Origin of the sequence: Aliirhizobium wenxiniae (genome assembly GCF_014201355.1) — a bacterium.
Classification (GTDB): Bacteria; Pseudomonadota; Alphaproteobacteria; order Rhizobiales; family Rhizobiaceae; genus Neorhizobium; species Neorhizobium wenxiniae.
Genome location: NZ_JACHEG010000002.1, coordinates 1,422,953 through 1,439,201, shown reverse-complemented (window position 1 = coordinate 1,439,201; position 16,249 = coordinate 1,422,953). Strand labels below are relative to the sequence as shown.

General features: G+C 58.2%; 15 protein-coding genes. 7 read left to right on the top strand and 8 right to left on the bottom strand.

What is annotated here, in order from left to right; all coding sequences use genetic code 11:
• Nucleotides 1-80: 80 nt before the first annotated feature.
• Nucleotides 81-1,580: a globin-coupled sensor protein gene (locus HNQ72_RS14900; RefSeq protein ID WP_183992945.1), complete on the top strand. Its 1,500-nt coding sequence runs from the start codon at nt 81-83 to the stop codon at nt 1,578-1,580.
• 82 nt (nt 1,581-1,662) lie between these two features.
• A complete protein-coding gene (locus HNQ72_RS14895; protein WP_183823872.1) occupies nt 1,663-1,869 on the top strand; it encodes a SlyX family protein in 207 nt (68 codons plus the stop codon).
• A 100-nt stretch (nt 1,870-1,969) separates the two neighbouring features.
• On the opposite strand, the gene HNQ72_RS14890 is transcribed toward HNQ72_RS14895, so the two are convergent.
• Nucleotides 1,970-3,151, bottom strand: coding sequence for a low temperature requirement protein A (locus HNQ72_RS14890; RefSeq protein WP_183992944.1), 1,182 nt, complete (start codon nt 3,149-3,151; stop codon nt 1,970-1,972).
• A gap of 457 nt (nt 3,152-3,608) precedes the next feature.
• Complete coding sequence (locus HNQ72_RS14885; protein ID WP_112459391.1) at nt 3,609-3,818, bottom strand: cold-shock protein; 210 nt, start codon at nt 3,816-3,818, stop codon at nt 3,609-3,611.
• A gap of 557 nt (nt 3,819-4,375) precedes the next feature.
• Here HNQ72_RS14885 and HNQ72_RS14880 point away from each other — a divergent pair.
• Nucleotides 4,376-4,867, top strand: a complete 492-nt coding sequence (locus HNQ72_RS14880) for a YbaK/EbsC family protein (protein ID WP_183993156.1) — start codon at nt 4,376-4,378, stop codon at nt 4,865-4,867.
• A gap of 6 nt (nt 4,868-4,873) precedes the next feature.
• On the opposite strand, the gene HNQ72_RS14875 is transcribed toward HNQ72_RS14880, so the two are convergent.
• The 5 genes from HNQ72_RS14875 to HNQ72_RS14860 all read right to left on the bottom strand — a co-directional run bounded on the left by HNQ72_RS14875 (nt 4,874) and on the right by HNQ72_RS14860 (nt 6,831).
• Nucleotides 4,874-5,242, bottom strand: a complete 369-nt coding sequence (locus HNQ72_RS14875) for a hypothetical protein (RefSeq protein WP_183992943.1) — start codon at nt 5,240-5,242, stop codon at nt 4,874-4,876.
• 102 nt (nt 5,243-5,344) lie between these two features.
• Nucleotides 5,345-5,557, bottom strand: coding sequence for a hypothetical protein (locus HNQ72_RS14870; protein ID WP_183992942.1), 213 nt, complete (start codon nt 5,555-5,557; stop codon nt 5,345-5,347).
• Between the two features lie 283 nt (nt 5,558-5,840).
• On the bottom strand, nt 5,841-6,038 hold the full coding sequence (locus HNQ72_RS31250; RefSeq protein ID WP_312408121.1) for a hypothetical protein: 198 nt from the start codon (nt 6,036-6,038) through the stop codon (nt 5,841-5,843).
• 108 nt (nt 6,039-6,146) lie between these two features.
• A complete protein-coding gene (locus HNQ72_RS14865; protein ID WP_183992941.1) occupies nt 6,147-6,356 on the bottom strand; it encodes a hypothetical protein in 210 nt (69 codons plus the stop codon).
• A gap of 115 nt (nt 6,357-6,471) precedes the next feature.
• Entirely contained in the window at nt 6,472-6,831 is a 360-nt protein-coding gene (locus HNQ72_RS14860) for a hypothetical protein (RefSeq protein ID WP_183992940.1), read from the bottom strand.
• Between the two features lie 115 nt (nt 6,832-6,946).
• Here HNQ72_RS14860 and HNQ72_RS14855 point away from each other — a divergent pair, with 115 nt between their 5' ends.
• The 3 genes from HNQ72_RS14855 to dnaJ all read left to right on the top strand — a co-directional run bounded on the left by HNQ72_RS14855 (nt 6,947) and on the right by dnaJ (nt 12,851).
• A complete protein-coding gene (locus tag HNQ72_RS14855; RefSeq protein ID WP_183992939.1) occupies nt 6,947-9,517 on the top strand; it encodes a transglycosylase domain-containing protein in 2,571 nt (856 codons plus the stop codon).
• Nucleotides 9,518-9,735: 218 nt separating this feature from the next.
• A complete protein-coding gene (gene dnaK, locus HNQ72_RS14850) occupies nt 9,736-11,634 on the top strand; it encodes a molecular chaperone DnaK (RefSeq protein ID WP_148146183.1) in 1,899 nt (632 codons plus the stop codon).
• 89 nt (nt 11,635-11,723) lie between these two features.
• Nucleotides 11,724-12,851 carry a molecular chaperone DnaJ gene (gene dnaJ / locus HNQ72_RS14845; protein ID WP_183992938.1) on the top strand — a complete coding sequence of 376 codons (1,128 nt, stop codon included), beginning with the start codon at nt 11,724-11,726 and terminating at the stop codon, nt 12,849-12,851.
• A 73-nt stretch (nt 12,852-12,924) separates the two neighbouring features.
• Here dnaJ and HNQ72_RS14840 read toward each other — a convergent pair whose 3' ends face one another.
• A complete protein-coding gene (locus HNQ72_RS14840; protein ID WP_183992937.1) occupies nt 12,925-14,316 on the bottom strand; it encodes a M20/M25/M40 family metallo-hydrolase in 1,392 nt (463 codons plus the stop codon).
• A gap of 226 nt (nt 14,317-14,542) precedes the next feature.
• Between HNQ72_RS14840 and HNQ72_RS14835 the strand changes: the two genes are divergently transcribed.
• Nucleotides 14,543-16,207: an L-lactate permease gene (locus HNQ72_RS14835; RefSeq protein WP_183992936.1), complete on the top strand. Its 1,665-nt coding sequence runs from the start codon at nt 14,543-14,545 to the stop codon at nt 16,205-16,207.
• Nucleotides 16,208-16,249 lie beyond the last annotated feature (42 nt).

Below are 16,249 nucleotides of genomic sequence, written 5' to 3'. Positions count from 1 at the left end.
AAACTTTCGCGGGTAGGCTTCATTGTAGAGTGATGCCGCGTGCAATCCGTAAAACGGCTCAACATGGGACCGGGGGCAAAATGAGAAATCAAGACCAGAAGGCCGTTCTTGCCGAGCGCCTGAATTTCGTCGGGCTCGGAGAGATTGAGCGCCGCCATCTCGCGAATGTCCAACCGGTAGTCACAGGCGCCGTCGGCCCGGCTCTTGATGCTTTCTATCAGAAAGCCAAGGCGCATCCGCATACCGCTAAATTCTTTTCCAGCGACGCTCACATAACGCATGCGAAAGAACGTCAGGCGAGCCATTGGGACGTCATCTCGTCCGGCCGGTATGATGGCGATTATGTCGATGCGGTTTCCGCGATCGGCAAGACGCATGCCCGGCTTGGCCTTGAGCCGCGCTGGTATATCGGTGGCTATGCACTCATTCTCGACGGCATCATCCGTGCCGTCATTGCCAAGGAGATGAAGGGGTTCTTCCTCGACAAGAAGGCCGGTGTGCTGGCAGATCACCTTTCAGCAGTGGTCAAGGCGGCGATGGTCGACATGGACTATGCCATCTCGGTCTATCTGGAAGCGCTGGAAGACGGTCGCCGAAAGATAGAGGAAGAACGCGTTGCGGCCAAGCAGGAGCAAGATGGCGCTCTCGAGGCATTGGGGCAGGCGCTGAAGGATCTTGCCGGTGGTGATCTGACGGCAGAGCTTGATCAGGAACTCGCGCCGAATTTCCATACACTCAAGGCTAACTACAATTCCTCAGTTGCCGCACTGGATGCGGCTATGGGGGAAATCAATCAGTCTGTCGGTCAGGTTCGTGCAGAAGTCGGCGATATCTCAACTGCGGCGGACAACATGGCGAAGCGCACCGAACAGCAGGCGGCGTCGCTCGAACAGACCGCAGCAGCGCTCGAGCAGATTACAGCACTGTCCGGTCAGGCGGCCAAGCGAACGCAAGAGGTGCAGACCATCATCCGCGAATCGGCGGTAGAGACGCAGAGGAACGGCGAGGTTGTCCATCAGGCGATCTCCGCCATGGACGATATCGCGGAATCATCGCAAAAGATGACCCAGATCATCGGCGCAATTGACGAGATCGCATTCCAGACGAACCTGCTGGCATTGAATGCTGGTGTCGAAGCGGCGCGTGCAGGTGAGCAGGGCAAGGGTTTTGCTGTCGTTGCCCAGGAAGTGCGTGAATTGGCACAAAGATCGGCCGCGGCGGCCAAGGAGATCAAGGAGTTGATCGATCGCTCCGCAGGTGATGTGCAACGCGGTGTCGGTCTCGTCAATCGTGCCGGCGAAGCGCTGACCGGCATAGGCACGCGGGTAAAGGCGATCGACGAACACATTACCTCGATCGCCTATTCTGCGCAGGAGCAGGCATCCGGCATCGATCAGATCAACGCTTCTGTTCGCAGCATGGACCAGATTACCCAGCAAAATGCCGCGCTGATGGAGGAAACGAATGCCGCAGCCCAGAGCCTCGTCAGCATTAGCGGTAGCCTTGCCACGCTCGTGGCGCGTTTCAGAACGAGCGGTTCGGCAAGTGTTTATCAGGAGCGCCCCAGGCTCCGTGCCTGATCGAAGGCTGGACCGGATCCAGGACATCCTCTAAATCCCGGCCCACATTCAGGTTTGGAAGAATATGGAGAGGATTGCTGCCGTGAGTGACGAGACTAGACTGGTGCAGCTTGAGGAATTGGCCGCCCATCAGGCCAAGGTAATCGATGAACTGTCCGATCAGCTTGCCGAGCAATGGAAAGTGGTTGAGCAAACCCGTGCCAAACTCGATCGGTTGACCGAGCGTTTTCTGACACTGGAGGAATCGACCCGCGAGGCGGCGCCAGTGACAAGGCCTCCGCATTACTGATCGGAATAACTCCGGCGAAGCGGGACCGGTCCTGCGTCCCCAACTGCTTGCAAGCAAATAGACGGATTGGTTTCGTATTTCGAGGAAAGGCGGAAAAACTTTAAGCAGGCGCACGGCGAAATCGCCTGAGCGCTATATATTCCCATAGCGCTACGCCAAGAAGACTGGCGGCGGCCATAAGCTGAAGCAGGTAGTTTTCTGCGTAGGGAACAAGAATAAACCCCGCGAGAATGGCTGTGATCCCGGCGCAATGCGACCACGGCACGCTGCGTGACGATACCGCCTTCATCCATAGGGTGCCGGCAAGAAACAGCAGCGGGCCGCCGAGAATCGCCAGCGCATTGGCGTGGTCACTCTGGTTGTGGGGATGCGTGAGTGTGAAATCCTCTCCCACCGCGGTCAGGATAATGCCTGCAACGATCGGCAGATGCCCGTAGGTGAAAAGATGGTCGGCTGTGTTTTGCGGCTCGGTCGTATCTTCCGCCGTGTCGGCTGCGCGTTCCTGTCCGTCGTGGAAATAAATCCACCACATCAAAACGGTTGTCAGGAAAGCCAGGACGAGAACCAGAAAGATGATGCTGCCCTCATCGGCGTGGTCAGAGGCGGTCTTGCCGGTGGTGATGATCGTTTCGCCAAGCGCGATAATGACAAAAAGGGCGCATCGTTCGGCGAGGTGTTCGCCATTTACATCAAGTGTTTCGGCAGGCGAGGCGCCGATCCCCGGCGTCCAGTAACGAACGAGGGGTGCCGAATATTCGATTGCCAGTGCTGCGATCCAGAACACGACACGGCTTTCCGGACTGACAAGACCGCCCGCGACCCAGAAAGCGCTGGAGACGAGTAGCCACATAGTGATGCGCGCGAATGTCATGAACGAGCTGGCGTCGGTCCCTTTGAAGGCATACAGCGCGAACAACGAGCGGCTGAGCTGCATCGCCGCATAGGCCAGTGCGAAAACCAGCCCCGCCTCATCAAAGGCTTTTGGCAGGGCGATCGCCAGTACGATACCGAGAAACATCAGCCAAAATAGAAGCAATCTTACCGGCACGACTTCGGCATCGAGCAGGTTGGTCACCCATGTCGTGTGGATCCACACCCACCAGAGTGCGAAAATGAAGATCAGGGCATCGAATGCGATCCCGAAGGAAAAATCCGATGCCAGCGTCTGTGACAGCTGGATCAGCGCGAAGACAAAAACAAGATCGAAAAACAGTTCGGGAAAGCTCGCCTTGGTCGATTCGGCGTCGTCCTTGCGCAGCCAGTGATGTTTGCCTTCAGCCATTCTCGTTTTTATCCTCCTTCCATGGCAAGCCGAAGGACGGATTTAGGGCGGCGAATCATAAGTGGAGAGGATGGTCGGGAATATTTGCTGGGCTACAGGGGGTAGAAAAACAAAAAGGCCGGGGCAAGCCCGACCTTTCCAATCCCGTTCATTGTGCCAGTACATCCGTGGTCACGTCAAACGGGTCAAGCATTCCGTCTCGGCTGCATTTCTGATCATTATGACCGCGCAGCTCTGTGGCACTCATCATCTCTGAAATAGGTTAATGGACCGTTAAGTGGATCCGCTGCCTGCTTCGAAGTGGCACGGTTGCCCGTATTCGCCTCAGTATTTGTCGGAAATGCCGTTGGATTTTAAATAGGATGGCGCTCAGGTCGTTTCAAGACCGTCGCCGGGACCGATAAGTGACGGTGATCTGGAAGCTCGCGGCGACCGGGTCGCCGCGAGCAAAGCTTTATTAGGCAGCCTGCAGCTGGTCAGCTGCAACCTTGCCGGAACGGCGGTCCGTTACCAGCTCGAAGGAGAGCTTCTGGCCGTCCTGAAGCTGGCCGAGGCCTGCACGCTCAACAGCGGAAATGTGAACGAAAACGTCCGCACCGCCATCATCAGGAGAAATGAAGCCGTAACCCTTGGTCGCATTGAACCACTTAACTGTACCCGTCGCCATATCGATGCCTTTCTTTGCAATGACCGACAGCCCCTCCCGGAAAACCGGAAGGAACAGATTGAACTTCGAACTTTGCAGAGTAGAACGTCGCAAGCGTGGCAGTAGCCCGGTGCTGGCCATCAGACAAATTTCGATCATACGCACTTAGGGCTTGCCCCAATGTTCGTCAAGATTGATGCGATGCTGCGGGGACGTATCGGGTTGATACTGCAATCTTTAAGGGTAATCGCAAAGGTCTATATATATCAACGGCTTGATGGCTAGAAACCAGCATTGAAAGTGCTAGGTCGTGCTCTAGATCGCTGTGATTAAGGCATTAAATACAGAAAACCCGGCGCGGGAGGAGGTGCGCCGGGTTTCTGAAACTGACCAACAACCGGGAGGAGGAGGTGTTGCTGGTCCCATCGAGGACACTGGGAGGAGGAGTGCGTCCGTCGATGATTTGACTATACAGGAGGCGAGCCTAAAAAACAGCCATGATTACGCACCGCAGTATTGCGCGTCGCGCATGGCTGCATACGCTTGCCTGGAAGCGATTCATGCGCAATGTTTGCGGCATGAGTCTTATGTCCGTCCAAGCCTTTTTCGCCCAGCGCGCGCCCAACATCAAAGTGATCGTTACCGAAGCCAGTTCCGCGACGGTTCCTCTGGCTGCTGCCGCACATGGGGTAGAGCCGGATCAGATCGCCAAAAGCATATGTTTGCGCGCTGGCGAAGAAACCATGATTGTAGTGATGGCTGGTACTGCTCGCCTGGACAACAAGAAATTCCGTTCCCGCTTCGGTGCCAAGCCGCGCATGCTCGGTGGCGAAGAGGTTATTGAAATCACCGGCCACCCGGTCGGCGGCGTATGCCCCTTCGGATTGGCTTCGCCGCTATCGGTGTATTGCGACATCTCCCTCAAGCGCTTCGACGAAGTCGTACCAGCAGCCGGTGCTACCAATTCGGCAGTTCGGATCAACCCCGTCCAAATGGCCGAGTTGACGGGCGCCGTCTGGATTGACGTCGCCCAGGATGTGGTTGCGGCTGGTGAAGCACCGTCGCTGTGAAGGCGATCAGAAGCGGTCGCCCAGATAACGCTGGTACCATGCCTGCTTGCTATCCGCAGAGGCCGAAGCGACGGCATAACCGATTGCAAATCCTGCCGCACCGATAAGGGTGAATAGGGTGGTTGTCGCCGCCGGGTGCTCTTTGATCGTACCTGCCACCGAATTGGCTTCCGAAGAGACGTAATTTGCCGCACTGCTGGCACGATCTGCAACCCGCTCGTAAACCTCGCCGGTCTTTTCCGACATAAGTGCACGCAACCTGGATATCTCGGAACGCAGGCCCTGAATCTCTTCAGCGATCGCGCTGTCGCTCGGCTGATGATCGAATGAAGCGATAGCGTTTTCGCGGGTAAAGCTTTTGACTGACTCTGCCATTCCGGCCTCCATCATCTTGATCCTGGAGACCGTTCAACTTTCGACGCGATGATTAGGTTCCCTGGTCCGTCAAAATACCGCGCAAGAATTGGGGGACTGCAATCAGCGCGTTTGTATCAAAGCGCCGGCCAGAGCTTCCAGCTGCTCTTTTTCAGCGGAACCTTTCTGAAGCGAGTTCACAAGAATCAAGGCGAGTGCTTCACCATCAGCACTCGCCTTGTCGATGCCATGCTCGGCGCATGTTGCATCAAAGACCTGCTGTACCAGGGTGAGCTGTTCCGGATTCACCGGATTTCGGATCAACTGAGTCGGCATCAAACCCTCGCGTCGCGGTTGGGACCCAATGGCAGACAAGTCAGTTCCCGACTTTGCCTGGGCAGGTCAAAAGCACGAGCACAGCCTTGTGGATCGCAAGCCTGTGTCATCGAAATGTCCTTACCCGGGCGGCAATCTGATATCCGGTCAATGAAATGGCAACAACAAGTTAGCGCGGGTACGATTTGGGGGTTAAAAAATGCGGTCTAAATTCTATCGCGATATGTAATCGGGTTTCGGGCGGCGCGTGTGCAGCACTACGCCCGAAAGGCCGAAAGCCAATTTAAGCCATGCCAGCTGGGTCACCTGTAGGCAACAGAGCCGGATCGAGAACGGGATCCTGTGGATTCTTGTTATCCCCTTTGTCTTGCGCAGGTGTCAGGGGTGGCTTTTCCTGGATTCTGTCCGGCACTCCACCTGTTGGTGTTGGCCCGCGTGGCGTATCTGTCGCCGGATTGGGGATCGGATCTCTGTTCGGCATCACAACCTCCTTTTGTGGATTTCATAAAACCCAACGGAGATAGGCTGACTAGGTTCCAGCTTTATTGCGGCTTGCTGCGCCGGACAAATGCCCGGCGCAGGGCATCGGTTATGGAGTGGCTTTTGGGCTTTCAGCGGCAGGGTCGCTTGGTTGCCCCGCCTGCTTCATCTCCTGTTGCGCTGGAGTGGAAGCAATGCTCGCGGTGGTGATTTCCTTGTCCACCGCATTGGAAGCCGTCACTTTATGACCGGCGCAATCCGCGAGTGCTGCGGATGACGTAAGGCCGATGACGGCAGCGACGACGAGAAATGTCTTCATGTCCATTCTCCTTTCGCTTGTTGCGCTGAGGAGGATAACAAGTAATGTCCAGCTGCCCAAATCACGAATACGCGTAAGGCTTGTGTAATCGACACACAACGTCGATGGGACACAGTCACATCAGCTTCTGCAAGACCTCTCGGCCGACAAAGATATCCGTCTTGCCCGCTTCGTGTTCAGGATGGCTGAACTCGAAGACAAGTTTCTCGGACATTTCCAGGGCCTGCTTGAGATTGACGAGTGCTACTGGCACTCGTTGGTCGCCGTTCCGAACGACGGCCTCGAAGATTTTGTTCATGGCTCCCTCCCCGAGCGCTGAACGCGGCAGTCCGGAATTCTTCCCTTTATCTGCCTGACGCATAACTTCAGTAGCCTCTGATATTACCAAATCCGGAATTTTCTGGAAAGCCATGGTTTTCAAGGTAGAGAGCCACGTCTCGGAACGGTTGGCTGAAGATCTAGTTATCTTCTTCATGTTCTGTTTGCCTTTTACCCCTCCTTAAATCGCCGCATTTAGAGTCCAGCGGAAACCTGATGGCAAAAGGCCTGCTGTTTTTTCGCAGGCATAAGACGGGAGACCGCCGGCTCGCATGGTAGCCAGAGGCAAATCAGACAAGCGCGTCGAACCTTCCTTCGAAGCATCGCACGACGAAGACCAGGACGAATTTCGCCTTGAGGCTGACGATCGCATTGTCGGTCATCGCAAGGCGTTTAAACGCGCGCCCAAGTCTGATGCGAAGGTCGACACGGCCCGTCGCCAAAAACGGGGGTCCGCAAAACCTGGATCTCGCCGCGGCGGTGGTTCTGCCGGTGGCGGATTATTCGCTCCGTTGCGCAGGCTGATCTACTGGTGCGTCGTTCTCGGTATCTGGGGTGCAATCGGCATAGGCGGCCTTGTACTTTATTACGGCGCGCAAATGCCGGCGGCCAGCAGCTGGTCGATTCCCGATCGTCCGCCGAACATGAAGATCACCGCGATCGACGGTTCCGTCATTGCCAATCGCGGTGCGACCGGCGGCGAGGCCTTGGCGCTGGAAGAAATGTCGCCTTACCTTCCTCAGGCGGTGATTTCGATCGAGGATCGGCGTTTCTATTCACATTTCGGCATCGACCCGTTGGGTCTTGCGCGTGCCTTCGTCAACAACCTGACCGGCCAACCGATCCAGGGTGGCTCGACGATTACCCAGCAGCTGGCAAAGAACCTGTTTCTCTCTCCGGATCGCACTTTCGAGCGAAAAATCCAGGAAGTGCTTCTGTCTTTCTGGCTGGAGCACAAGTTCACCAAGGACCAGATCCTCGCCATGTATCTGAACCGGGTTTTCTTCGGCTCTGGTGCCTATGGCGTCGAGGCGGCATCAAGGCGCTATTTCAACAAGTCCGCCCGCGATGTGAACCTCGGTGAGGCGGCGACGCTCGCCGGCCTTCTGAAGGCACCTTCACGGCTCTCTCCTGCCCGCGATCCGAAAGCGGCCGAAGAGCGTGCTCAGGTCGTCCTCGGTACGATGCGCGAAGAAGGCTACATAACCGACAGCGATTTCAACAAGGCGATGGCGCAGCCGCCTTCCCATGCAAAGAGCTACTGGTCCGGCCCGCAGCATTATGCCGCCGATATGGTCGTGGACGAGGTGAAAAGCCTGATCGGCGAGCCGAAGGTTGATGTCACCGTCGAAACGACCATCGACCTCAAGCTTGAAGAAGCGGCCGACAAATCGCTGAACGACGTCCTGAAAAAGGAAGGAGGCAAGCTGAACGCCTCCCAGGCTGCGCTGGTTTCGGTTGACGCGACGGGAGCGATTCGCGCCGTTGTCGGCGGGCGCGATTATGTCCAGAGCCAGTTCAATCGTGCCTTCAAGGCCAAGCGTCAGCCGGGATCGGCATTCAAGCCGTTTGTTTATGCATCCGCACTCGAAGCCGGTTACGGTCCCGACACGATCGTAAACGACGCGCCGGTGAAGATCGGTAACTGGACGCCGGAAAACTATGAGAAGGAATATAAAGGTCCGGTTCCGCTCTCCTATGCCCTGGCACATTCGCTGAACACGGTTGCGGCACAGCTGGTCATGGCCGTGGGTCCGGAAAAAGTGGTCTCGATGGCGCATCGACTCGGCGTCGATTCCGATATCCAGCCAAATGCCTCGATTGCACTTGGCACTTCGGAAGTCTCGCTGGTGGAGCTGACGTCATCTTACGCAGCTTTCATGAACGGCGGCTACAAGGCGACGCCGCACATCGTCAAACGCATCACCGATCCGGATGGCAAGGTTCTGTACGAGGCCGATTACAGCAATCCACCGCGTGTATTGAGCGAACCCATCGCCGCCACGATGAACGGCATGATGTCCGGTGTCATTCGCGAGGGTACCGGTAGGGCGGCACGGCTTGACGGCTGGCAGGCGGCCGGAAAATCGGGGACGACGCAGAATTCCCGAGATGCGCTTTTTGTCGGCTTTACCAGCATTCTGACGACTGGTGTGTGGTTCGGCAATGACGACGGCAGCTACATGAAGAGGGTTACCGGCGGCACGTTGCCTGCCAAGGCCTGGAAGGAATATATGACTGTAGCGATGAAGGGATATACGCCGACGCCCTTGTTTGGTTTCGGCAACGGCGCTCAGTTGCCGCCCGCAACCGATCAGCCGCAGTCGCCCTCCACTTCGATCGGCGACATCATTTCCGGCATCCTGCCTGGAGCCTCTCAGGAGCAACCGGAATATTCGGGCTCTGACAGTTTTCCGCCGGCGCCACCGGCACCTGCCGGCTCGGATATCGTTCGCTCGCGCCCGCTGCCGCCGGTGCAGCCGCAGGCAGAGGCTGCCCTGCCGCCGGCCCGAAACATTGATCGGCCGGCTTCACCGCAGCCTCCGGGCGCCATTCCCTGCGCTTATGGCGATAACGCCATCTGCAACAACGGTAATGGTGGCACGGTTTACGATAATCGGCAGCAGCGCCAATATCGCGGCAATACCGACGCCGAACAGGCCGGCGGCTACCGCGATTATCGCCAGTATAAAGGCCCGTATGATTCGCAGGCTCCCGTGCCGCCCGGAAGCGTTGGTGGCGGCCCTATGCCTTCCGGAGATGTCGGCGCTGACGGCGGCCATGTCTACCAGCCGCAGCAAGCTCGCAGGACCACATTGCTTGACGTCATCATGGGCCAGTAATGTCTCCGGCGGCATGCTTGTATGCGTCAGCTGATGAATCGCGCTTTTTGCCGGAAGGCTGGCGATTTCCTGCCTTGCAGTCGGAAAAACCCGTCCTTATATACGCCGCATGACGGTAGCGCTGGCTGCCAAGGAATTCAAAAGACCATCCCAGTCGAGGAACTGTCAGTGGAATGCCTTTCGGGGTCCCGACGGTTCGCTTAAAGGAGAGAGAAGATATGGCTAAAGTAATTGGCATCGACCTCGGTACCACCAACTCCTGCGTCGCCATCATGGATGGCAAGGATGCGAAGGTTATCGAGAACGCCGAAGGCGCGCGCACCACGCCCTCCATGGTCGCATTCACCGAAGACGGCGAACGTCTCGTCGGCCAGCCGGCCAAGCGCCAGGCGGTGACCAACCCGACCAACACCCTGTTTGCAGTCAAGCGCCTGATCGGCCGCCGCTTCGAAGACCCGACGGTCGAGAAGGACAAGGGCCTTGTTCCGTTCGATATCGTCAAGGGCGATAACGGCGACGCATGGGTCAAGGCACACGACAAGAACTATTCCCCGGCTCAGGTTTCCGCGATGATCCTTCAGAAGATGAAGGAAACCGCTGAATCCTACCTCGGTGAAAAGGTCGAAAAGGCCGTCATCACCGTTCCGGCATACTTCAACGACGCGCAGCGCCAGGCAACCAAGGATGCCGGCCGCATCGCCGGTCTTGAAGTTCTCCGTATCATCAACGAGCCGACCGCTGCTGCCCTTGCCTACGGCATGGACAAGAAGGACGGCAAGACGATCGCCGTTTACGACTTGGGTGGCGGCACCTTCGATATCTCGGTTCTGGAAATCGGCGATGGCGTCTTCGAAGTGAAGTCGACCAATGGCGATACCTTCCTGGGCGGTGAAGACTTCGACATGCGTCTGGTCGAATATCTTGCAGCCGAGTTCAAGAAGGATCAGGGCATTGACCTGAAGAACGACAAGCTTGCCCTGCAGCGCCTCAAGGAAGCTGCGGAAAAGGCCAAGATCGAACTGTCGTCCTCGCAGCAGACCGAAATCAACCTGCCGTTCATCACGGCTGACGCTTCCGGTCCGAAGCACCTGACGCTGAAGCTGACCCGCGCCAAGTTCGAAAGCCTGGTCGATGATCTGGTTCAGCGCACTGTCGCACCGTGCAAGGCAGCACTGAAGGATGCCGGCGTGACTGCAGCCGAGATCGACGAAGTCGTTCTCGTCGGCGGCATGAGCCGCATGCCGAAGGTGCAGGAAATCGTCAAGCAGCTGTTCGGCAAGGAGCCGCACAAGGGCGTCAACCCGGATGAAGTCGTAGCCCTCGGTGCTGCTATCCAGGGCGGCGTTCTTCAGGGCGACGTCAAGGACGTTCTGCTTCTCGACGTGACCCCGCTGTCGCTTGGCATCGAGACCCTCGGCGGCGTCTTCACCCGTCTGATCGACCGTAACACGACGATCCCGACCAAGAAGAGCCAAACCTTCTCGACCGCTGACGACAACCAGCAGGCCGTGACGATCCGCGTTTCCCAGGGTGAGCGCGAAATGGCGGCAGACAACAAGCTGCTCGGCCAGTTCGACCTCGTCGGCCTGCCGCCGGCACCGCGCGGCATGCCGCAGATCGAAGTCACCTTCGACATCGACGCCAACGGCATCGTCCAGGTTTCGGCCAAGGACAAGGGTACCGGCAAGGAACAGCAGATCCGTATCCAGGCTTCCGGTGGTCTTTCTGACGCCGATATCGAGAAGATGGTCAAGGACGCCGAAGCCAATGCCGAAGCCGACAAGAAGCGTCGTGCAGGCGTTGAAGCCAGGAACCAGGCCGAAAGCCTGATCCACTCCAGCGAGAAGTCGCTCCAGGAGTATGGCGACAAGGTCACCGAAGCCGACCGCAAGGCGATCGAAGATGCGATTGCTGCGCTGAAGACCTCGGTCGAAGCTTCCGAGCCGGATGCCGATGACATCCAGGCAAAGACGCAGACCCTCATGGAAGCTTCCATGAAGCTTGGCCAGGCCATCTACGAGGCCCAGCAGGCTGAAGGTGGTGCCGAAGGCGGCAAGGACGACGGTGTTGTCGATGCCGACTATGAGGAAATCAAGGACGACAAGAAGTCGGCCTAAGGCTCCGTTGACGGAAGCCTCAATATAGTCGACTAAAAGTTCCGGCTGCCTTGTGCAGCCGGACTACGTTTCCGGAGCCGGATACCTGAATGGCCAAAGCAGACTTTTACGAAATCCTGGGCGTCGCCAAATCGGCGGACGAGAAGGAGCTGAAGAGCGCCTTCCGCAAGATGGCCATGAAATACCACCCGGACAAGAATCCCGGTGACGCGGAGGCCGAAAAGAAGTTCAAGGAACTGAACGAGGCCTACGAAACCCTAAAGGACCCGCAGAAGCGCGCAGCCTATGATCGTTACGGTCATGCAGCCTTCGAACAGGGCGGCATGGGCGGTGGCGGCGGTTTCGGCGGTGGTGCCGGCGGCTTCTCCGACATTTTCGAAGACATCTTTGGCGAGATGATGGGCGGCGGTCGTGCGCGCCGTTCCGCCGGCGGTCGCGAACGCGGCGCCGATCTTCGCTACAACATGGAAATTTCGCTGGAAGAGGCATTTTCCGGCAAGACGGCGCAGATCCGGGTTCCGACCTCGATCACCTGCGACGTCTGCACCGGTTCTGGCGCCAAGCCTGGCACGCAGCCAAAGACCTGCGGCACCTGTCAGGGTTCCGGCCGCGTTCGCGCTTCCCAGGGCTTCTTCTCTGTCGAGCGCACCTGCCCGACCTGTCATGGCCGCGGCCAGACGATCACCGACCCCTGCACCAAGTGCCACGGCCAGGGCCGTGTTACTGAAGAACGCTCGCTCTCGGTCAACATACCGGCCGGCATCGAGGACGGCACCCGCATCCGCCTTCAGGGCGAGGGCGAAGCCGGCACCCGTGGCGGCCCGGCGGGCGACCTCTACATTTTCCTGTCGGTCACGCCGCATGAATTCTTCCAGCGCGACGGAGCCGATCTTTATTGCGCCGTGCCGATCTCGATGACCACGGCAGCGCTTGGCGGCACGTTCGATGTCGGCACGCTGGACGGCTCGAAGTCGCGTGTGTCGGTGCCGGAAGGCACCCAGGCCGGCAAGCAGTTTCGTTTGAAGGGCAAGGGCATGCCGGTTCTGCGCTCGTCGCAGACAGGCGACCTCTACATTCAGATCGGCATCGAAACGCCGCAGAAGCTGACCAAGCGTCAGCGCGAACTGCTGCAGGAATTCGAGGAAATCTCCTCCAAGGAGAACAACCCGGAATCGACCGGTTTCTTTGCCCGGATGAAGGAATTCTTCGACAACTGATCGAAGACGATCGTGGAATTGAAAAACGCCGGCTGAAGAGCCGGCGTTTTGCGTTTGTGGGAGAATTTTCGGCTTACTTGGCAGCCAGAGCCGTCATGATCCGTGCCCAGGAGCGGATGCCCTTGTGGTAGGACTTCAGATCATATTTCTCGTTTGGCGAATGGATGCGGTCGTCCACGAGACCGAAGCCGACCAGCAACGAATCCATGCCGAGCTGCTTCTGGAAATCGCCGACGATCGGGATCGAGCCGCCCATGCCGATGATGACGGCCGGGTTCTTCCACTCTTCCGACAGGGCAGCCTTTGCCTTGGTCAGTTCCGGTGAATCATAGGAAAGCTGGATCGCAGGTGATGCGCCATGTTCATGGAATTCCACCGAGCAATCGCCGGGGATTTTCGAGCGCACATAGGCGCGAAACGCTTCGCGGATCTTGGCCGGGTTCTGGTCACCGACCAAGCGGAAGGAAACCTTGGCGGAGGCCTGAGCCGCGATCACCGTCTTGAAGCCTTCGCCGGTGTAGCCGCCGGTAATGCCGTTCACTTCCGCAGTCGGGCGCGCCCAGGTCAGTTCCAGAACCGAACGGCCTTTTTCGCCGGACGGGATCGAAAGGCCGACGCCGCCAAGAAAGCTCTCGGAGCTACGGCCGAGCGTTTCCCAGCCTTCCTTGATGTTGGTCGGCGTCTCTTCGACGCCCTCGTAAAAGCCTTCCAGTGTCACGCGACCGGTCTCGTCATGCAGGCCGGCGAGAATGTCGGTGAGGATATGGATCGGGTTGGCGGCAGCTCCGCCGAACAGACCGGAATGCAGGTCGCGATCGGCAGCCTTGATGACGATCTCTTCGCCGACTAGGCCACGCAATGCGGCTGCAATTGCCGGTGTATCGCCATCCCACATGCCGGTATCGCAAACCAGAGCGAATTCGGCCTTAAGCTCGGCGGCGTTCGCATCAAGGAAGGGCTTCAGCGATGGCGAACCGGATTCTTCTTCGCCCTCGAACAGGATGGTGATGCGGATCGGCAGCGAGCCGTTGATTTCCTTGTAGGCGCGGCAGGCTTCGACGAAGGTCATCAGCTGGCCCTTGTCGTCGGCGGTGCCGCGGCCGGTCAGCACCTTGCGGCCGGGCGAAAGCTCCTTGATCTTCGGCTCAAACGGCGAGTCTTCCCAAAGTTCGATCGGATCGACCGGCTGCACGTCGTAGTGACCGTAGAAGAGGACGTGCGGCGCATCGGCGGTTGCCGCATCGTGATGTGCAACGACCATCGGATGGCCGGCCGTATCACGCACGGAGGCATCAAACCCGATGCCCTTCAGCTCGGTCACCAGCCATTCGGCCGCCTTGCGGCACTCGGCCTTGTAGGCAGGGTCGGTCGAGATCGACTGGATACGGACCAGCGAGAAGAGACGTTCAATGCTGTCGGAAAGGTTCTGGTCGGCGCGATCGAGAACGGCGGAAATATCGGTCATGGAAACACCTTGTCTTTTGAGCGGCAGCGCACACCGGGCGGCCAGCTTGCCTTGAACTGTTAGCAAGCAAGGGGAGGGCGGCACAATGGCAAAAGCCGTTGTCGACGCCAGGATCGGCGAGGCAATGCAACTTTGGTCGAAGGGGTACAACTCTGGACTGTCGACAAAGTGGAGATATATGCTCCGAATTCGGACAATGTTTCGTCCGGCCTTGGGAGGGGCTTCAATGTGGAATCAAGTTTATGACCCCACGGGCAGCGCTGTTCTGTCCACCATACTCGCCGCAATTCCCGTTCTCATTCTTCTCGGCCTGATCGCAACCAATGTGGTGAAGGCACATATCGCAGCCATCATCGCGCTCGTCATTGCCAATCTGATTGCGATCTTCATCTTCACCATGCCGGCAGCCATGTCGATCCGCGCCACCATTCTCGGAGCGATTACCGGCTTTTTCCCGATCGGCTGGATCGTCCTCAATGTCATCTTTCTCTACCGGCTGACGGTGGAGAAGGGGCAGTTCGAGAAGCTTCAACAGACGATCGGCAGCGTGACTGATGACCGCCGCATACAATTGTTGCTCATCGCCTTCGCCTTCGGTGCTTTCTTCGAGGGCGCGTCCGGCTTCGGCACTCCGGTGGCGGTCACCGGCGCGATCCTGATCGGCCTCGGCTTTTCGCCGCTCGCCGCATCCGGCCTGTCGCTGATCGCCAATACGGCCCCGGTCGCCTATGGTGCGCTCGGCACGCCGATCCAGGGGCTTTCGCAGGTCACCGGCATCGATCCCTATCTGCTCGGCGCCATGGTCGGCAGACAGCTGCCGTTCTTCTCGGTGCTGGTGCCTTTCTGGCTGATCTGGGTCTTTGCCGGACGCAAGGGCATGATGCAGATCTGGCCGGCCATCCTGGTGACCGGCGCATCCTTCGCAATCTCGCAATTTGCGATTTCCAACTACATCAATCCCTGGATCGTCGATATCGGCGCATCGCTGATCTCCATGGCATGCCTCATCGGCTTCCTGCAGGTCTGGCAGCCCAAGGAGGTCTGGACCTCACCCAAGCTGCGCGGCCACGATATTTCCGATGACGGCACATTGAAGGAAGCAAGACCGGTCGTGCGACCGTCGCGGGCCGAGATCCGCGCAGCACTGACACCGTGGGTGATCGTCTGCGTGATCCTTTTGATCTGGGGCACCGGTTTCTTCAAGTCGGCGGTCAATTCATGGGCGGTATGGAACTATCCCGTTCCGGGCCTCGACAAGATGATCGCCAAGATGCCGCCTGTCGCTCCCGGTCCCACGCCGGAGGCCGCAACTTTCTCGTTTACATGGCTATCCTACACCGGAACCGGAATGCTGATCGCAGCACTTCTTTCCGGCTTCGCCATGGGCTTTACGCCCGGGCAGATGGTGAAGACCTATGCCCGGACCATAAAACTCTGCGCCTATTCGCTGATCACCATTTCGGCCATGCTGGCGCTCGGCACGCTGACAAGGCTCTCGGGTATCGATTCCACACTCGGCCTCGCCTTTGCCGCGACCGGTGTCTTTTATCCGTTCTTCGGTACGTTGCTCGGCTGGTTGGGCGTGGCGCTCACTGGATCCGACACGGCATCGAACATCCTGTTCGGCAACCTTCAGAAGGTGACGTCCGAACAGCTCGGCCTTTCGCCGATTCTAATGGGGGCTGCGAACTCGTCAGGTGGGGTAATGGGCAAGATGATCGACGCGCAGTCGATCGTTGTTGCCTCCACCGCGACGGGCTGGTTCGGGCATGAGGGCAGTATCCTGCGCTTCGTCTTCTGGCACTCGATTGTGCTTGCCTGCCTTGTTGGTGTGCTGGTGACGTTGCAGGCCTATGTCTGGCCCTTCTCGGCGATGGTCGTGCAGCCTTGAGGGTTTCGGGAGAGGCTGTCCGGACTTCGGTTTGGGCAGTCT